The sequence below is a fragment of the Marivita sp. S6314 genome, assembly GCF_023015985.1.
In the GTDB taxonomy this organism is placed as follows: Bacteria; Pseudomonadota; Alphaproteobacteria; order Rhodobacterales; family Rhodobacteraceae; genus Marivita.
Map to the genome: position 1 here is coordinate 307638 of NZ_JALKAO010000002.1, position 17347 is coordinate 324984.

17 protein-coding genes are annotated in these 17347 nt (G+C 60.5%); 7 read left to right on the plus strand and 10 right to left on the minus strand.

The window, feature by feature from the left end; genetic code table 11:
* Positions 1–3 precede the first annotated feature (3 nt).
* The 6 genes from ychF to ppk2 all read right to left on the minus strand — a co-directional run bounded on the left by ychF (position 4) and on the right by ppk2 (position 6593).
* Positions 4–1101 carry a redox-regulated ATPase YchF gene (gene ychF, locus MWU54_RS05920; protein ID WP_247081472.1) on the minus strand — a complete coding sequence of 366 codons (1098 nt, stop codon included), beginning with the start codon at positions 1099–1101 and terminating at the stop codon, positions 4–6.
* Positions 1102–1175: 74 nt separating this feature from the next.
* Positions 1176–2540, minus strand: coding sequence for an MATE family efflux transporter (locus MWU54_RS05925; protein WP_247081473.1), 1365 nt, complete (start codon positions 2538–2540; stop codon positions 1176–1178).
* A 75-nt stretch (positions 2541–2615) separates the two neighbouring features.
* Entirely contained in the window at positions 2616–3536 is a 921-nt protein-coding gene (locus tag MWU54_RS05930) for a hypothetical protein (RefSeq protein ID WP_247081474.1), read from the minus strand.
* On the minus strand, positions 3515–4153 hold the full coding sequence (locus MWU54_RS05935) for a DUF1007 family protein (protein ID WP_247081475.1): 639 nt from the start codon (positions 4151–4153) through the stop codon (positions 3515–3517). The genes MWU54_RS05930 and MWU54_RS05935 overlap by 22 nt, the downstream gene beginning before the upstream one ends.
* A 103-nt stretch (positions 4154–4256) precedes the next feature.
* Entirely contained in the window at positions 4257–5456 is a 1200-nt protein-coding gene (locus MWU54_RS05940; RefSeq protein ID WP_247081476.1) for a hypothetical protein, read from the minus strand.
* A gap of 210 nt (positions 5457–5666) precedes the next feature.
* Positions 5667–6593, minus strand: a complete 927-nt coding sequence (ppk2, locus tag MWU54_RS05945) for a polyphosphate kinase 2 (protein ID WP_247081477.1) — start codon at positions 6591–6593, stop codon at positions 5667–5669.
* Between the two features lie 162 nt (positions 6594–6755).
* Here ppk2 and trpA point away from each other — a divergent pair, with 162 nt between their 5' ends.
* Positions 6756–7547 carry a tryptophan synthase subunit alpha gene (trpA, locus tag MWU54_RS05950; RefSeq protein ID WP_247081478.1) on the plus strand — a complete coding sequence of 264 codons (792 nt, stop codon included), beginning with the start codon at positions 6756–6758 and terminating at the stop codon, positions 7545–7547.
* Positions 7540–8334, plus strand: a complete 795-nt coding sequence (locus tag MWU54_RS05955; protein WP_247081479.1) for a hypothetical protein — start codon at positions 7540–7542, stop codon at positions 8332–8334. Before trpA ends, MWU54_RS05955 begins: the two co-directional genes overlap by 8 nt.
* 84 nt (positions 8335–8418) lie before the next feature.
* Here MWU54_RS05955 and MWU54_RS05960 read toward each other — a convergent pair whose 3' ends face one another.
* Together MWU54_RS05960 and MWU54_RS05965 are read right to left on the minus strand one after the other, a co-directional pair.
* A complete protein-coding gene (locus MWU54_RS05960; RefSeq protein WP_247081480.1) occupies positions 8419–8877 on the minus strand; it encodes a MarR family transcriptional regulator in 459 nt (152 codons plus the stop codon).
* On the minus strand, positions 8870–9991 hold the full coding sequence (locus MWU54_RS05965) for a twin-arginine translocation pathway signal protein (protein ID WP_247081481.1): 1122 nt from the start codon (positions 9989–9991) through the stop codon (positions 8870–8872). Before MWU54_RS05965 ends, MWU54_RS05960 begins: the two co-directional genes overlap by 8 nt.
* A 130-nt stretch (positions 9992–10121) precedes the next feature.
* On the opposite strand from MWU54_RS05965, the gene MWU54_RS05970 reads away from it, so the two are divergent.
* Both MWU54_RS05970 and MWU54_RS05975 read left to right on the plus strand, forming a co-directional pair.
* Positions 10122–11288 carry an alpha-hydroxy acid oxidase gene (locus MWU54_RS05970; RefSeq protein WP_247081482.1) on the plus strand — a complete coding sequence of 389 codons (1167 nt, stop codon included), beginning with the start codon at positions 10122–10124 and terminating at the stop codon, positions 11286–11288.
* Positions 11289–11904: 616 nt separating this feature from the next.
* Positions 11905–12969 carry a hypothetical protein gene (locus MWU54_RS05975; RefSeq protein ID WP_247081483.1) on the plus strand — a complete coding sequence of 355 codons (1065 nt, stop codon included), beginning with the start codon at positions 11905–11907 and terminating at the stop codon, positions 12967–12969.
* A 53-nt stretch (positions 12970–13022) separates the two neighbouring features.
* Here the strand turns inward: MWU54_RS05975 and MWU54_RS05980 are convergent, their stop codons facing one another.
* Positions 13023–13166: a hypothetical protein gene (locus MWU54_RS05980; protein ID WP_247081484.1), complete on the minus strand. Its 144-nt coding sequence runs from the start codon at positions 13164–13166 to the stop codon at positions 13023–13025.
* Positions 13167–13343: 177 nt separating this feature from the next.
* Positions 13344–14495, minus strand: a complete 1152-nt coding sequence (locus MWU54_RS05985) for an MFS transporter (RefSeq protein WP_247081485.1) — start codon at positions 14493–14495, stop codon at positions 13344–13346.
* A gap of 170 nt (positions 14496–14665) precedes the next feature.
* On the opposite strand from MWU54_RS05985, the gene MWU54_RS05990 reads away from it, so the two are divergent.
* The 3 genes from MWU54_RS05990 to MWU54_RS06000 all read left to right on the plus strand — a co-directional run bounded on the left by MWU54_RS05990 (position 14666) and on the right by MWU54_RS06000 (position 17342).
* Complete coding sequence (locus MWU54_RS05990) at positions 14666–15313, plus strand: 50S ribosomal protein L25/general stress protein Ctc (protein WP_247081486.1); 648 nt, start codon at positions 14666–14668, stop codon at positions 15311–15313.
* A 159-nt stretch (positions 15314–15472) separates the two neighbouring features.
* The gene (locus tag MWU54_RS05995; RefSeq protein WP_247081487.1) at positions 15473–16057 is read left to right on the plus strand and encodes a DUF998 domain-containing protein; all 585 of its coding nucleotides are present in this window, start codon (positions 15473–15475) and stop codon (positions 16055–16057) included.
* 94 nt (positions 16058–16151) lie between these two features.
* Positions 16152–17342, plus strand: coding sequence for a glycoside hydrolase domain-containing protein (locus MWU54_RS06000; RefSeq protein ID WP_247081488.1), 1191 nt, complete (start codon positions 16152–16154; stop codon positions 17340–17342).
* The last annotated feature ends 5 nt before the right edge of the window (positions 17343–17347 follow it).

The window sequence follows — 17347 nt, forward strand, 5'->3', positions numbered from 1 at the left end:
GCCTTAGGTGTTGAACAGGAAGTGCAACACGTCGCCGTCTTTGACGGTGTAGCCCTTGCCTTCGGCCCGCATTTTGCCCGCCTCCTTGGCCGGGTTTTCACCGCCCAAGGTGATGTAATCGTCATAGGCGATGGTTTCGGCGCGGATGAAACCCTTTTCAAAGTCCCCGTGAATGACGCCCGCCGCCTGCGGGGCCAGAGTGCCTTTGGTAATGGTCCAGGCGCGGGCCTCTTTCGGGCCAACGGTGAAATAGGTTTCCAACTGCAGCAATGCGTAGCCCGCCTTGATCACGCGGTCGAGACCGGGTTCTTCGAGGCCCATTTCCGACAGGAATTCCTGCGCCTCTTCGGCGTCCAGCTGGCTGATCTCTTCCTCGATCTGTGCCGAGATCACGACATGGCTGTTGCCCTGCGCGGCGGCCATCTCGCCCACCGCATTGGACATTGCGTTGCCCTCTGCCGCGTCACTTTCAGACACGTTGCACACATAAAGCACCGGCTTGGTGGTCAGCAGTTGCAGCATGTCCCACGCCTTGCGGTCTTCGTCATCCACCTCGACCACGCGCGCGGGTTTGCCATCCTCAAGCGCAGCCATCGCCGCGCGCATGAGGCGCTCCTGCTGCACCGCGTCCTTGTCACCGCCACGGACCTTGCGGACGATGTTCTGCAGACGCTTCTCAAGGCTTTCGATATCGGCCAGCATCAGTTCGGTTTCGATGGTTTCGGCATCGGCCACAGGGTCAACCCGACCATCGACATGTACCACATCGCCGTCTTCAAAGCAGCGCAGCACATGGGCAATCGCGTCCACCTCGCGGATATTGGCCAGGAACTGGTTGCCAAGGCCTTCGCCTTTGGAGGCGCCTTTCACGAGGCCCGCGATATCGACGAAGGTGATGCGCGTCGGGATGATCTGCTTGGACGCCGCAATCGCGGCCAACTTATCGAGCCGGTCATCGGGCACCGCCACATCGCCGACATTGGGTTCAATCGTGCAGAACGGAAAATTCGCCGCCTGCGCGGCAGCGGTCTTGGTCAGCGCATTGAACAGCGTCGATTTCCCGACATTGGGCAAGCCCACGATACCAACTTTGAAACCCATCTCTCCGCCTCCTGAGCGCGCAAATTCGGGCTGCTTCTATGCGCTCGCGGCGAGCGCCGCAAGGCGGCGTACGCTCAGGACGCGGACTCGCCCACGCGCCGCGCCACCCCCGGCACAATCAGCGCCCAGAACCGATGGTTGAGCAACACCGCAGCAACCGCGAGGCCCAGCACCAGCCCGCCCCAGATGCCCGGTCCGCCCCAGTTCAGGACAAACCCGAAGATATAGGCGGCGGGCAATCCGACCCCGAAATAGGACACAGCCGCCCAGACCATCGGCATGCGCGTGTCCTGCACCCCGCGCAGCAAGCCCAGCGCAATCACCTGCGCCCCGTCCATGAGCTGAAACACCGCGGCGATGATCAACAGAACCACACCCACCACGATGATCTGTGGCCGTGCCGGATCATCGGGATCGAGGAAAATGGAAATCAGCGCCTCGGGAAAGGCCACGAAAATCACCACGGTGACCAGTGCGATCAGCACAGACATGACCAGCGCCACGATCCCCCCGCGCACCAGATGCGACACGTCCTTGCGCCCCAGCGCATTGCCTGCGCGCACTGTGGCCGCGTTGGACAGGCCCAGATGCAGCATGAAGGTCAGCGACGCCAACTGGATTGCGATGCCATGCGCCGCCAGCGGCACCGTGCCCAGCCAGCCCATCATGATGGCTGACGCGGCAAACAGGCCGGTCTCGGACAGCAGGGTCAACCCGATGGGCCAGCCCAGCCGGAACACCTCGGACAGCATGTCGGGGTCGGATTTCCACAACCGCTGGAACAGCGCGTGTTGCGTGACAAAGACCGAAATATACCCGATCACCACGGCGCAGGAAAAGATATGGGTGCTGAGCGACGCAATCGCCGCCCCCTTCAGCCCCAGTTCCGGAAAGCCGAAATTGCCAAAGATCAACGCGTAATTCGCCACCGCATTGAACGGCACCGCCACCACGGTCACCCAGAACACCACCTGGGTTTTTTCCAGCGCCGCAAGGTAGCTTTTCAGCGTCATGGTGATCAGCGCCGGAAGAACGCCGAACGCCAGAACGCGCAGATAGATCTGCGCGTCGCCCGAAATCTCGGGCGTTTGGCCCAGCGCCTGCAACACCGCGTCCGACCACCACATCAGCGGGAACACCCCGACGCAGTACATCGCGGACAGCCAGACCCCCATGCGGGTCGACCGTCGCACTTTCTGGTCGTCGCCTTCGGCCTGATACTTGGCCACCATCGGCATCACCGCCATGGCAAAGCCCGCACCCACCAGGAACACCGTGAAGAACAGCGTGTTGGCCAGCGTCACCGTGGCCAGCGCCTCGGCCCCGTACCAGCCGACCATGATGGTATCGGTCAGGCCAATGGCCATCTGTGCCAGGTGGCCGCCGACAAGCGGCATGCCAAGCACAAGAACGGCCCTGACATGGGCCGGATATGACATCACAGTTGTGTGCATGAAACCCGCTTAGCGCTGGCAAAATGCCGGGGCAAGGGAATTTACCCCCCCCCGCGCCGGTCAAAGCGCCCGCATCAGGAATTGCGCTGCAAGGGTTGCAATAATGAGACCCGCGCCGGTTTCGATCAGCCCCATCACCCGCACCGCCTGCGGCCCCCCGGCAAGCCGCGCCATCGTGCCTTCACGGAACGTCACGGACGCCACCGCCGCCGCCACGGTAACGCTGGCCGTGCCCAGCCCCATCGCCAGCGTGCCAAGGATCCCCGCCAGATCGATATCCATACGAATGGCAAGGATCAGTAGGAACAGCGCGCCGGTGCAGGGGCGGATCGCAATCGCCCCGATCAGCATCAGCGCATCGCGCAGCGACCGGATATGCGCCGCCTGGTCCGGGGTTGGCCCATGCGCATGACCGCAGGACGAACAGACGCCGTCCGCGTGATCGTGGTCGTGATCGTGGTCGTGATGCGCCTCGGCCGGTGCCTTTCGCAAAGTCCAGAGTTTCACCGCCCCCCGAAGCGCCAGCCAGACTCCGATTGCACCGATGGCGGCATAGCTGACCGGCGCGAACCAGTCTTCTGCCGCCCCCACCATCGCCTCGCGGCCAAGCCCGAACAGCCACACCCCGCCATAGACCAGCACAATCGCCGTTCCCGCCTGCGCAAGGCTCGACAACACCGCCAGCACCGACAACCGTGTCAGCGCCACCCGCTTGGCCACGCCATAGCCGCTGATCAGCAGCTTGCCATGCCCCGGCCCGACGGCGTGAAAGAACCCGTAGCCAAAGCACACCGCCATCAATGTCAGAAGCGCACCCGGCTCTTGCGCCCGCAGCGCCCGCAACCCGCGCGCCATGCCGTTTTGCGCCGCGCGCTGACCTTCGGCGGCCCAGCGTTCAAGCCAGAACGCGCCATCGAACATCCACAGCCAGACGGCCAGTCCAACAATGCCAAGTGCGGCTAGTTGGAGGCCGACGCGCATGTCATCTCGATCCGGTCGGAAAAATGCACCCCGACCTTCATCTCGTTGAAGATGTCTTCCATGTTGCCATTGACCTCTTCCTCGATCACCGCCTGTGCGGCGGCCACATCCGGGTCCGTGACCGTGGCGCTGCACTCGGGATTGGTGAAGCTCACCCCCTGCGACACATCATAGGCCACGTAATAGGTCGGGTCATATTGTTGAACCGTCAGCCCCTCAACCGGCACCGGCGGGATCTTGCGGAAATGGGTCGCGGTGATCAGCCCGTCCTCGACCGCAATCCCGATCGGGCGCGGGCGCGGCATCTCGATCTTGGTGCCGTTCGAATAGACGTAGAGATCACCCTCGAACCCGGGCGGCCATTCGACCAGATCGAACCCGAACAGCTGCTCCAGTTCCGCCTCGGTCAGCACTGCGTCCCCGTCCGGATCGAGCCCCATATCCTCGAAAATCAGCAGGGTGAAGAAATCATCATAGGTCCAGGTGACCGTAACACCCGTCACCTCGGACGCGTCATTGACTTCGAACCGCAGCGCCGTGTCGACAAAAATATGCGGATGCGCGCCAAGCGGTGCGGCCAGACATCCTAAGGTCAGGGCAAAGACAAACTGTTTCATCACGTGTGCAGGTAAGTCGCGTCAGATCACAAAGCAAGGACGACAGGGGGCCAAACCAGCGCTGTTCCGGAAATATCTGTTTCGCGACACGCTGTCTTTATTCCTATCGGGCACTGTCGCTCGACGACGCGCTGTAGCTGTCGGAAAAAGAACCGGCAGACAGGCTCTCGGTGCTTCCGCTGAACAGGTCGCTGAACCCGTCATCACTGTCGGCCGCCTTAGAACTGGGGCGGGTTGCGGATTCAAAGGCCTCCTGCACGCGCGTGCTTGCGCGGGTGAAATTGAATGCCGGTGGCGGCGTTTGGGACACAAGAAAATTGCGATCATCGCCGGTTTTCTCTGTATCCGAATGCTTGACCCACCCATGCCGTCCGTTTGACAGGCGCGCATGGAACATTTGTTCATTGATCCAATAGCCGGTTGGCAGCCCCGCGCGCTCGATCCTGACCCTTTGGTTCGGAACGAACGTTGGATCATCGGAAAACGGGTTGGTGATATAGTTCGTGCGATTGCGCAACGGATCGTCGCTGTCGGTTACCGCCAGAGCCAGCGCCCGAGATGTCGGGCCGACATGGACATTACATGTCGCGCTGGCCCGCATTCTGCCGGAATTCCCTCGACCACCCGTCAGAATGAGATTGCACCGTCTTATCGCGATAAACTGCTGCTCCGACGTGATTTCGGTTCTGATCGGAGACAGCACGTCCAACAATCCCGTGATGCCCGTGCTTTGGCCTGTTCCGATGTCTTTCAACGCCCCGACACTGCCGCCGGTCTTTTTCATCAAATCGGCCACCGCACCATATGTCCCGCCGGGTGCCGCACTTCCCCCGATAATCAGCATATCGTTTGTGCCACCGGTCACAGCCCCGATCACTTCGCCAAAAGCAGTGTTGCACACATCGCCCAACCCCATCCCCGGAGACCAGAATTTCATCCCACGGCTTCCAACCTGATTGACCGCTTTGGACAATTTCAGGATCGGAACGATATCTTCGTCAACTTCGTACTTACAGGTCAGGTAGATCGTGTTGATCAACAGATAGGCGTCGTCCGCACGCTGTTGTTTCTTGAGCGCGCGCGCAGTTTGGCCACCAAAGGTCGTGCTGTTCGTGACCGGACCATCAAAATGGTGCGCGGTCCCGACCACGTTGATCAACGTATTTCGATGAACGGTGTTCCAGTTTGTCCGGGACCTGCGCCTGCGCGTGCCAAAGGTTCCATCGGCAAGCTGCAAATAGAGCATTTGCTCTGCAAGGTGGAATGCGGTTCTCTTCCGTTCCGCGAGCAATCTGAATGCCATCGGTCGTCCCCATACGGGCGCTCAGGTCTCAGCACTATTGCTCCTGCCTCACGCGGCACCCCGTGCGCCAAAAGATTGACGCTGCGTAAAGCTGCGCTACCCTAGCGCGTCGCACACGACAGGTCGACATATTTGATCGATGGCAGATTTCGCGACGACCCCCGGACGGGTCTTGTACTGGGTTCTTCCGGGGGTCGTGGTGCACTTGGACTAAGCCTTGCGCTGTCCAGGGTGCAGCGAGGTCCCAAGGATGTGGTCCGAACTGCTGATCACGTGACCGGCCCCATTCACGATCAACGGATCGGGTGCCTGCGCGATGTCGAAATCCTTGCCGGGGTAATCCAGCGTGGACAGGAAATGCTTCATGCAATTCAGGCGCGCGCGTTTCTTGTCGTTCGATTTCACGATGGTCCAAGGCGCATCCGCAGTGTCGGTGTAAAAGAACATCGCTTCCTTGGCCTCGGTGTAATCGTCCCATTTCGACAGGCTGGCCTTGTCAATCGGCGACAGCTTCCACTGTTTAAGAGGGTCTGTTTCGCGGCTGGCAAAGCGGCGTTTTTGTTCTTCCTGGGTGACCGAGAACCAGTATTTGTAAAGCCGGATGCCCGATCGGGTCAGCATGCGTTCGAAATCCGGCGTCTGGCGCATGAACTCAAGGTATTCGCCGGGTTCGCAAAACCCCATCACCCGTTCCACACCCGCGCGGTTGTACCAGGACCGGTCGTACAGCACCATTTCCCCCGATGTCGGCAGGTGCTGAATATAGCGCTGGTAATACCACTGGCCGCGCTCTTCATCGGTGGGTTTGTTCAGCGCAACGACGCGCGCGGCACGCGGGTTCAGGTGTTCGGTAAAGCGCTTGATCGTGCCGCCCTTGCCCGCGGCATCGCGCCCTTCAAACAGCATCACGAATTTCTGCCCGGTCTCTTGCGCCCAAAGCTGAACCTTCAGCAATTCGGCCTGCAACGCGGCCTTCTCGGCCTCGTAGGCGCGACGGCCCATGCGTTTGCTGTAGGGATACTTACCCGTCTCGAACGCGCGACGCACGTCTTCTGCGGCAACCGCCCGCTGGGGGGCGGGGATGTCTTTAAGCTCTGCGTTGGCGTTCGAGGCAACAGCGGCGGGTCTGGCGGTCATGAAAGGCTCCCAAAAAGGTGTGTGATTGCGGTGACTTTAAACCATGCAGGCGCAGCATTCTTTGACACGCATCAAAACCTGTCGGCTATTTCCCCGGTGTGCGCCATTGATTTTCCGCCTGACGTCAGGCAATCCGGGCCGAACCTGAGTGAGGAGACAGACATGACCCGGATCGATGCCAAATTCGCCGCGCTGCGTGACGCAGGCCAGAAAGCGTTTGTGGCTTATGTGATGGCCGGTGATCCGGATTTCGACACCTCGCTGGAGCTGCTCAAGGGCCTGCCCGACGCCGGAGTCGATGTGATCGAACTGGGCCTGCCCTTCACCGATCCGATGGCGGATGGCAGCACCATTCAGCTAGCCGGTCAGCGTGCGCTTGACGCGGGCATGACGCTGGATCGCACATTGGACCTGGCGCGCCGCTTCCGTCAGGATGACGACACGACGCCCATCGTTTTGATGGGCTATTACAACCCGATCTATTCGCGCGGCGTCGACAGGTTTCTGGAGCAAGCCAAAGAGGCGGGCATTGACGGGTTGATCATCGTCGATCTGCCCCCCGAAGAGGATGACGAGCTGTGCATCCCGGCGCAGGCTGCGGGGCTGAACTTTATCCGTCTGGCCACGCCGACAACCGACAATAAACGCCTTCCCAAGGTTTTGGAAAACACCTCCGGCTTTGTGTATTACGTGTCGATCACGGGCATCACTGGTGCCGCCGAGGCACAGGCAGCGGATGTCGGTCCAGAGGTCGCGCGGATCAAGTCGCAAACGGACCTGCCGGTGATCGTGGGCTTTGGCATCAAGACACCCGACGCGTCACAATCCATTGCCAGCGTGGCCGATGGCTGCGTTGTCGGGTCGGCCATCGTGTCGGAACTGGCCGACGGCAAACCCGTGGCCGATGTGTTGGCCTTTGTGAAATCCCTTGCTGACGGCGCGCACCGTGCCTGACACCGATCCAGCCGACGTGCTCTACAGCGCGTTGCGCGGCATCACCCAGGTGCCGCCGCTGACCGACGGCATGCGGCCCGGCCTGACGCTGGATGACGGCTATCGTATTGCCGCGGATCTTCATGCGCTGCGTGTACACGATGGCGATGTGGTCGCAGGGCGCAAGATCGGGTTCACCAACCGGGCGATCTGGCCGATCTACAACGTCGATGCGCCCGTCTGGGGTTGGATGTATACCAACACCGTTCACGATATCCCGGCAGACGGCGTGATCCCCCTGCCCGCCGTACCAGAGCCCCGGATCGAGCCCGAGATCGTCTTCGGCTTCAAGAAAACGCCCGACCCCGACATGGATCTGACGGCAATCGCGGACTGCGTGGACTGGGTGGCGCATGGGATCGAGATTGTCATGTCGCTCTATCCCGACTGGCGGTTTTCCGCACCCGACAGCGTGGCCGCTTGCGCCATGCACGGGGCGCTGTGGGTCGGCGACCGGATGGAGCCGACGCCGGACCGGCTGGACGCGCTGGCCCGCTGTGCGCTCACCATGACCGGGCCAGAGGAACTGCATCAGGGGTCCGGCAGCGATGTGTTGGGGGGGCCGTTGACCGCCCTGCAATACCTCGTCCGCCAGATCGACCGCATGCCCGGCGCAGGTCCGATCCAGCCGGGTGAGGTGGTGACCACCGGCACATTGACCGACGCGCGCCCGATTGCGGTGGGCCAGACGTGGCGAACCACATTCGACACCCCCTTGCTCAAGGGGCTGGAGGTCAGGTTCACCTGACGATCACGAGGCGCGTCTTTCCGTCGACGGAAAGATGTCGATGCGTCACCGCATCGACCAGCGCAAACCTCCGAAACAGCCGCCTCAGTCCCGCGCCGCGTCCAGCCGTTTGCGCAATGCCTCCAGACGCGCGACCACCTCCCGCACCTCCTCTTCCGGCAGCGTGTCCGACAGATCCCCTATCTCCGGGGCGAGACCCGCAATCGCCGTTTCCCGAAACGCGCGCCCCGCCTCTGTCAGCCAGACCTGCTTGCTGCGCGCGTCGTCGGGATTGGCGCGCATTTCGATCAGCCCGCGCTTTTCCAGCCCGGCCAGCGTATGGGTCATCGACGTCTTGGGCACCTGAAACGCCCGCGCGAGGGTCAACGGCGTCTGGCCATCCTTCACCCGGATCAAGTGGTTCACAACGGTGAAATGCGGCAACAGCAGACCATCGGGCAGCCGCGCCTCGAACAGGGCGCGGCTTAGCTGGCTGATGATGCCGATCTCGTTGAACAGTTGAAAGTAGAGACCCGTGAGGGCGTCTGGCTGGTCGTCAGGCATTCTTGGGTTTGGACCTCATCCGGGCATCAATCGGCCACCGCGGCGTGCGGGGCGTGCGCGGAGCGTAGCCCAGAAGTCCCAGCATTTGAACCGTCCCGCCGTCCGGCGCGTATGTGGACTGCATCGCGGTGTAGACGGTGGCCATTTCCGGATATTCCTGCAACGCTTGGCTGACCGGTCGCACCGCGAGCCCGGCCCCGGTGGCGGCAAGGTTCAATTGCAACCAGGTGGCCCCGGCCGCGATCTGGTCTTCGCGGCTGTTCGATGGCGTGGTCTGAACGATCATCGCGGGCGCTGTCGCAATCGCGTTGCGCGTCTCTTCGATCGCGCTTCGTGACCCCGGGTTGTTCAGGTCAGAGGCCGCGTCCCGGGTGAAAATTCCCGCCGCCGCAAGCAGCTCCAACTGGGTTCCGCCCGCATCAATACCGTCAGGCTGTGCGTTGATCTCGGCCTTGCCGATCCGCAAGAGGTCAATGCTTTCCTGCCAGGCCTCCTGGGTGCTGGCTTCGATCAACCAGGCTTCCTCGGCCAGGGTGCGCAGGGCACGGGCCTCATCTGTGCCTGCGAACACCTGCGCGAACGGCGCAAGGACGGCCTGCGCGTCGGGCCCGACCTCGGTGCCGTCAAACGCCTCTTTGTGCGACCGCCGCGCCATCACATGGGCAAAGAGCGGATCGGGTGCCCCGGCCCCCGGCACAAAGCGACAGATCGCAACCGGGCCGTCTTCGCCCTGCGGGAAAAGCGTCTGTTCGATGCCGTACCCGTCTTCCCCTGCCGCCATGCGCATCAGGTCCAGAAAGCAGCCCATGCCAATCGTCAATTGCCGCGCGAAGGGGTCGGTGACCGGCAGGTTGCGGTCTGGGTCGCGCCAGATGGCGACAGTATCGTCCCCGATCAGTTCGGCCTCCCAGGGTTGGCGGTTATGCGGGTTCGGTGCCAGCAGCGCGTAGGACATGGCGCGCATCCGCGCATCTGCATAATCGCCCGCCATATCCCAGGGCGCGAGCGCCTTGGTCGGGGTGCGGGTGTTGGCGAACACCCCAAATCCAGAGGCCGCAGCAACAAGCGTACCACCACCAATCAATCCAAGTGTCTTGCGTCGGGACAGGGTCATATGAATCTCCATTGGCTCGATATCGGACTATTTAGTGCGATATCGAACCAATCAAGTCCAAAATGACGCGTTGCATCAAATTTCGCACATTGGTAAAGAAAACTAACCAATATGACCGAAAGGCCTGACCATGTCCGTGATCACCGAAATCGAAGACCTTCGCCGCATCTACAAACGCCGCGTGCCGAAGATGTTCTTTGACTACACAGAGTCGGGCAGCTGGACGGAACAGACCTTCCGCGAGAACTCGTCGGACTTTGACAAGATCTACCTGCGCCAACGCGTGGCGATCGACATGGAAGGCCGCAAAACCGCAACCAAGATGATCGGTCAGGACGTGGCGATGCCGGTGGCCCTGGCCCCGGTTGGGCTGACTGGCATGCAGCATTTCGACGGTGAGATCAAAGCCGCAAAGGCCGCCGAGGCATTCGGTGTGCCCTACAGCCTGTCGACCATGTCGATCTGTTCGATCGAAGACGTCGCCGAGAACACGACAAAACCGTTCTGGATGCAGGTCTATACGCTGAAAGACGACGATTTCATGCAACGCCTGTTTGACCGCGCCAAGGACGCCAAGTGTTCCGCCGCGATCATCACCGTCGATCTGCAATTGCTGGGCCAGCGGCACAAGGACCTGAAAAACGGCCTGTCCGCCCCACCCAAGCTGACCCCGGCCTCGGTTGCCAACATGATGACCAAGGTGCAGTGGGGCCTTGGCATGCTGCAAACGAAACGCCGGTTCTTCGGCAATATCGTGGGCCACGCGAAAGGGGTGAAAGACCCCTCCTCGCTCAGCACCTGGACCGCCGAGGCGTTTGACCAGTCGCTCAACTGGGACCGCATCCGCGAGTTTCGCAAGATGTGGGACGGCCCGCTGATCATCAAGGGCATCATGGACCCACGCGACGCGCTTGAGGCATTGAACGTGGGCGCAGATGCCATCGTGGTGTCGAACCATGGCGGGCGGCAGCTTGACGGTGCGCTGTCCTCGATCCGGGCCTTGGAGCCGATCATGGATGTGGTGGGCGACAAGATCGAGGTGCATCTCGACAGCGGGATCCGGTCGGGTCAGGACGTGCTCAAGGCAACCGCGATGGGCGCAAAAGGCACCTATATTGGACGGGCTTACGTGTATGGTCTGGGGGCCAATGGACAGCAGGGGGTGACTGACGCACTGAACGTGATCCATGGCGAATTGGAAAAATCCATGGGGCTGTGCGGACGCACCGACATCAACAGCGTGGACCGCGACATCCTGATGATCCCCAAAGGCTTTTCCGGCGATTGGGCCAATTGACAACGCCAAACGCCCCGCACCGGATCTGATCCGGTCGGGGTTATTTGGCATCAGGTCGCTGGACCCGTGGAATTCATGGAAAGAAGTGGCGCCGCTCGTGGTGCTGACCGTTCTCTCATCGTCCCCGATTAAACGGGCGACCTGTACTCCGGGGTTGCCAGAGCCTGTTCAGACCGGTCTCTCATGGTCAGCCTTCCGGCATGTGAGAGGGTGTCAACGTCGTGTGTCGCGGCATAGGAGTGACCCTTCCCGCTCAAAAGCTTTTGTGTGGTGCGGCATGGATCATCGACCGTTAATGAGCGGAAAATCATAAGTTCGGTCGTCGTTGCCGTGGAGAAGCGATGTGCGCACGAAACTGCACTTGCGGTCACAAGAGAAGGAGTCCCGGCGCGTTCCCAGAAACTGCCATTCACTGCACGGTTTTCATGCTGCAGTGCAGCCCGGCAAGCCGGCCATTTGCTGCGCCAGAAACAACACAGATCAGGTGAATTCACATTGTTGGAATGTCGATAATAAACCTATACTTTGCTTCAGGTGCGCTGACCTTTTCGCAAAAATTGCAGGCGGCTATGGGGTCCGTTTTCGTTGCGTAATGACCATGGCTAATAGAGGTCTCATGTTGCTTCCAGACTTAGACGTCCTTCCGAATTGGGTCGGTCATAAATCACTCGGCGCCTTGCTTATGGACAAGGCGACCCATGACAGGGAAACGCACGTCACCGAGCACAAAATCTTGATGGATTTGCGGTGCGGGAAAAGTGTTTCTTCCGTGCGGATCGAAAAGTTGTTTGTAGCTATTATTTCAAAATGGCGTCCAAACGATGCTGCGTTCCACATGGATTTTGATAAACTATCTTTGGAATCGCCGCACCGTGATGCGCCCTACAACAAGGACGGCTTTGACTGGCAGAGCGCATTAGTCTTTTGGAGCTTTCTGGCAAAGAACCTGCCAAAGAAGCGTAGAGCCACCCGCAATCTTCTTGAAGGGCTCGTCCAGAAGTCCCTACAGCTGCACCAGGTCTACCGGAACGGCGGGATTCAAGCTTTCGCCCTTACTTTGAAGAATTTCAGGCAACATCCATCAGCAGGACTCGCCCAAAGCCGCTTCCTCGACGAGATGGCCGTGCTGATCGAAGAAGGGAAAGAGGATATCGCACAGGTCGAACTGGCCGCATTCGGAGCATTATTGATTGCTACCGTTTTCCTGCTTGAAAATGACCACTCCGTCGAAGCCACGCGCGACAGCTTGGCCGAGCTGTTTGCGGCTGATCAAGGCCGCGTCAATCCACTCAGGTCTTTCTCCCATTGGCTTGATCGGATTGAGACCCGGACAGGATATACCAAAGATAGATTGCTCTTGGACGGCTTCGTGAAGCCAAATCGAAATGCCGAAGCACAGTCAGAACAGGACCAGAGAAATCTACTTCGCAATCCGCGCAGGTATCGCAACGGCGACCAGATTCCATCGTTTGCCACGGCGCGCACTTGCCTGCGATCTCTTTGCCAGGACACGAACATAAATGAGAAAGGAAAATGGAGGGCCGAGCTTGAACAGCGCGAGCTCGGACTACGATTTGTCCTTCTGACGGTCAATTCTGCACGGTCGATCAAAAAGATCGGTGGCATTCCAGAGAGACCCTCCCAAGCCGTTTATGACCTCTTTACATCGAGGGCTGACTGATCAGTCAGCCCTATAGGTATCAATTTATGCCGAAGCCAATCGCCACCTTGCTATCAAGGATGGAAATAAAGATCGTCTTGCTCGTCACGGTGGTCATCCCAGTCGTCAGGACGATCATCGTAACCCCGGCTTTCCCAGTAGGCATCATTATTGGGGTTCATCTGATTTGCGTGGTTGTCATCATCATGTTTTGCCATCGGTCAGCTTCCTTTCTTTTTCTGGTGCCAATGCTCTTCAAACTAATCTGAGCATCCCAAGATTACTGGTGACAAAACCGGGAAATCCGGTGTCTCAAAAAAATGAAATTTACCTCAGTCTCGAAAGACCTGCTCTTGACATAAGGCTAGCGTGTGTTTTGTGTCACAAATGACGCCTCAGGCGGTGGCCCTTCGCGACAAAACCGGCACCAGCACCAGCGGCACGACAAACAGGATCAGGCCGATGGTCAGGAACGACGCCCAGAGGCCGAAGCCTTCGGACAAAAAGCCCATCATCGGCGGGCCGATGAAGAACCCGGTGTAGCCCACAACCGAAATGCGCGAGATAGCGTGGCTGCGGTGGCTGTTGGGCACCATGCGCCCGATCCACGCATAGGCCATCGGGGCCACGACCGACACGCCAAGGCCGATAATGGCAAAGCCCAGATACGCGATCCAGAGCGTTGGCGCAGTGGCCGCGATGATGGCGCCGATCCCGGCAGTGGCAGCGGTCCAGCGGATCACGACAGGTTCAGAGACCCGGTTGGCGACAACCTGTCCTGCCAAGCGTCCAATCGCCATCGTGATCCCAAGGATCGCCGGGCCAATCGCGCCCTGTGCGGCCCCGGCCCCAAGGTTGCGTTCAAGGTGCAGCGCCGACCAGCCTTCGGTCGCCTGTTCGGACATAAAAGCAATCAGGATGATCAACCCGCCGGGCAACAGCAACGACCACGGCAGCGGGGCGGCATCACCGTCGCCGTCCTGCGGGTCCGGGTCCGCCACCGGCGCCGCCGCGATTTGCAGGATCAGCGCCGCGATCGCAACGGACACGCAGGTCAGGATCGCGGCAGGGCCAAAACCGGCTTCGCGGGCAAGTCCGGTACAGATTGCGCAGACCGCGTAAGCAATCGAAAACACCGCGTGGTTGAGGTTCATCAAACTGCGCTTCTCGCGCGCTTCAAGCACGCTCACCCGGGCATTCATCGCCACATCGAGCGTGCCAGTGGCCATCGTCACGGCAAGCATGGCTGCGGTAAATGCCAACCCTGTCTGGGTATGCCCGGGCATCATCGTGGCCATCGCCAACAGCGCGGCCAGCACCGTCAGCACCCGCGCTCCCAGCGCCCGTTCCGCCAGAGGGGCCAGCCACATCGCCATCACCGCCCCGCCAGAGGCGACCAGAAGGGCAAGACCGAACTGCCCGTCCGACAGCCCCACCTGTGGCTTCAGTTCCGGCACCATGGCGGCAAACGCGCCCCAGAACAGGCCCACGGCGGCAAAGGCGGCGGCGGGGCCACGGCTCAGGTGAAGATCGCGTAAAAGCTCCATATCGGGCCATTGCCACGGGACTTTGGCATCGTCCAGTGCACAAACCGCAGAAAACCTGTCAAAACGGTGTTCAAATGCCTTGCCCCGCACGCCAATCCGGTCTACGCGGGCGCCTTCACGCGGGGTGACAGCCTTGGAGGCATCCCGCCCTTACAATTTGGAGATATATCATGGCTGGAGAGATTCCTGATCTCGTAGCTACGGAACGGACGGGGACAGGCAAGGGCGCCGCTCGTCAGGCACGCCGCGATGGCATGGTTCCGGGCATTGTATTTGGTGGCGACAACGATCCGCTGCCGATCAACATCCCGTTCAACGAACTGCTCAAGCGCCTGCGCAAAGGCCGCTTCAAGTCGACCCTGTTCAACATGAAGGTCGAGGGCCACGACGATGTGCGTGTGATCTGCCGCGATGTGCAGCGCGACGTCGTCAAGGACCTTCCGACACACGTGGACTTCATGCGCCTGCGCCGGACGTCCAAGGTCAACCTGTTCATCCCGGTTGAATTCCTGAACGAAGACGCAGCCCCCGGCATCAAGCGCGGCGGTGTTCTCACGGTTGTGCGTCCCGAAGTGGAATTGGTTGTGACCGCAGGTGACATCCCCGAGAAGCTGACAGTGGATCTGACCGGCCTCGACATCGGCGACACGATCACCATTTCCAGCATTACGCTGCCAAGCGGGTCGAAGCCAACCATCGACCGTGACTTCGTGATCGGCAACATCTCTGCGCCATCCGGCCTGCGGTCGTCTGACAACGAAGATGAAGACGAAACCGAGGCAGATGAAGTTCCGGCCATCGAACAGTCCGAAGACTGATCATCGCCGGACCGACTGGTTCGAACGGCCTCGCCCCCTCGGGCGGGGCCGTTTTTGATTCGCGGATGCAAAATGTGAACCAATCGGCACGACAGGCGTTGACCGGGTATGCAGCACCCTCAGACACACCCGCACCGCGCCACACAACAGCCCCGACTGATGCGCGCTCTTGCGGGATACGCGGTTCTGGGCTGTGTGATCTTCGGTCTGTCCATTCTGATTGCGGACTGGATTGTTCCGGATCACGACTGGATCGCCGACACGATCAGCGATCTTGGGGCCGGCAAGTACGAATACATCGTTGATATCGGGATCTACGCTTTTTCCGCGTCCTTGATCGCGATCGCTCTTCTGGCCGCGCATCACCATCTGGGCGGCACCGGCTGGAGCGCGGGTCTTGTCGCGTTCGCCATATTGGGACTGATCGTCTTCTTGGTCGGCGCACGCAATGAATACGGCGACAGCGATCAGGACGGCGTGGTGATCCATCGCTACCTTGTCTATGCGCTGGGACTGCTGATGGCAGCGGCCCCTGCCCTGATGGCGCACGGAGCCCGACAGGTCAGCCCTGCGCACGGCCGCGCCCTGATCGTCTTGTCGGTCCTGTGGTGCCTGTCAGCGCCGGTGTTCTTCTTTCTGCCGACCTCTGTCGACGGGCTCTACGAACGGGCGTTGGGACTGATCGCCTTTGCCGTCGTCGGAACATTGGCGCATCTGTTTTACGCCGTTGCGCGGGACCAGTGATGACACCACCTCAGGTTTTTCTCTGATCTGCGCCGAACCTCTGCTATGCTGATGGGACGTTTTTATATGTCCCATTGTGTCCGAGATGCCCGCCATGTCGCACCCGTTTTTTGTATTTGTGATGGCCGTCCTTGGGTGTCTTGCATCTGCGGTCAGCGCCCAATCCGACACCCGCGTGGCCATCATCGACACGGCCTATGATACCCGCCCCTATCTGGACCGGTTGAAAGAGCGCGGTGTGACGGTGATCGGGCGCTACTATGCCCGATGTGATCAGCCGGAATACGGGCTGACGCAAAAGAAGATGATCAATCAGGGCCTGCCCCGCGACCAGGGCAGCGAATTGGCACAGATCTTTGCCAAGGGGTTCGCGGTTCTGTCGATCTATCAGTATTACAGCAACACGCCCAACAAGTTTCGCGGCCAGAACCGCGACGGCAAGGCGCTGCCGGATGCCAATTGCAACTGGACCGGAGCCGCCCGCAGCGTGACCGAGGAAGCCCGACTGGATGTTACCGCCGCCATCGAACAGGCGCAGGCGGTCGGCCAGCCGCGTGGTACAGCGATCTATTTCGGGGTGGATTTCAACTTTACCGAAAATGACCGCGACACGATCAATGCCATGGTCGCTTATTTCCGCGTGATCAAGGACCGGATGGATGCCGCCGGGTACAAAACCGGGGCCTATGGCAGCGGGCATGCCCATCAGATTTTGAAAGAGGCCGGGCTGATCGACTATTCCTGGATTTCGGCCTCGCGGTCGTTTTCCCGCTCCAGCGCGCTTCACCGGTCCGGGGACTGGCACCTGTTCCAGAACCAGGTGGATCGCGAATGGTTCGGCACCCCCCGGTCGGGCGGCGGCTGCACCCATGGCCTGCCTCTGGACACCAATGTGCAAAACATGTTTGCCGACACCGATATCGGGTTCTGGCGTCCGGGCGAACGGTATGTCGTGCCCGAAGACCGCACCTTCGATATCTTTGCGACCCGCCGCTTTGCCTGTGACGGTGACGCGGTGGTGCGCCGGGACAAAGGCTCATCCGCGTCTGACCTGCTGCAGGCCACGCAGTGTAAGGGCGGCAAGGCGCTCAAGGTGCCGCCAAAGATCGACTATGCCAATGCCGCGCGGATCGGCGACATGACAGAGCAGTTGGCGCAGGTCGATATCGACGATGACGGTGAGTTTGACGGCTGGACGCGGCACAGCAATCTGACCGGGCATTTCGGCTACAAACCCGACTGGATTTTTGACACCGCGCGCCGCAACAGCCAATCCTGCGGATAGACCGC

Coding starts and splice junctions, on each gene's coding strand:
- MWU54_RS05935 (WP_247081475.1), bottom strand. CDS start 4,153: ATGAAACAGTTTGTCTTTGCCCTGACCTTAGGATGTCTGGCCGCACCG.
- MWU54_RS05995 (WP_247081487.1), top strand. CDS start 15,473: ATGCGCGCTCTTGCGGGATACGCGGTTCTGGGCTGTGTGATCTTCGGT.
- MWU54_RS05930 (WP_247081474.1), bottom strand. CDS start 3,536: ATGCGCGTCGGCCTCCAACTAGCCGCACTTGGCATTGTTGGACTGGCC.
- ppk2 (WP_247081477.1), bottom strand. CDS start 6,593: ATGACCGCCAGACCCGCCGCTGTTGCCTCGAACGCCAACGCAGAGCTT.
- MWU54_RS05960 (WP_247081480.1), bottom strand. CDS start 8,877: ATGCCTGACGACCAGCCAGACGCCCTCACGGGTCTCTACTTTCAACTG.
- ychF (WP_247081472.1), bottom strand. CDS start 1,101: ATGGGTTTCAAAGTTGGTATCGTGGGCTTGCCCAATGTCGGGAAATCG.
- MWU54_RS05925 (WP_247081473.1), bottom strand. CDS start 2,540: ATGTCATATCCGGCCCATGTCAGGGCCGTTCTTGTGCTTGGCATGCCG.
- MWU54_RS05980 (WP_247081484.1), bottom strand. CDS start 13,166: ATGGCAAAACATGATGATGACAACCACGCAAATCAGATGAACCCCAAT.
- MWU54_RS05970 (WP_247081482.1), top strand. CDS start 10,122: ATGTCCGTGATCACCGAAATCGAAGACCTTCGCCGCATCTACAAACGC.
- MWU54_RS05940 (WP_247081476.1), bottom strand. CDS start 5,456: ATGGCATTCAGATTGCTCGCGGAACGGAAGAGAACCGCATTCCACCTT.
- MWU54_RS05990 (WP_247081486.1), top strand. CDS start 14,666: ATGGCTGGAGAGATTCCTGATCTCGTAGCTACGGAACGGACGGGGACA.
- MWU54_RS05965 (WP_247081481.1), bottom strand. CDS start 9,991: ATGACCCTGTCCCGACGCAAGACACTTGGATTGATTGGTGGTGGTACG.
- MWU54_RS06000 (WP_247081488.1), top strand. CDS start 16,152: ATGTCGCACCCGTTTTTTGTATTTGTGATGGCCGTCCTTGGGTGTCTT.
- MWU54_RS05985 (WP_247081485.1), bottom strand. CDS start 14,495: ATGGAGCTTTTACGCGATCTTCACCTGAGCCGTGGCCCCGCCGCCGCC.
- trpA (WP_247081478.1), top strand. CDS start 6,756: ATGACCCGGATCGATGCCAAATTCGCCGCGCTGCGTGACGCAGGCCAG.
- MWU54_RS05975 (WP_247081483.1), top strand. CDS start 11,905: ATGTTGCTTCCAGACTTAGACGTCCTTCCGAATTGGGTCGGTCATAAA.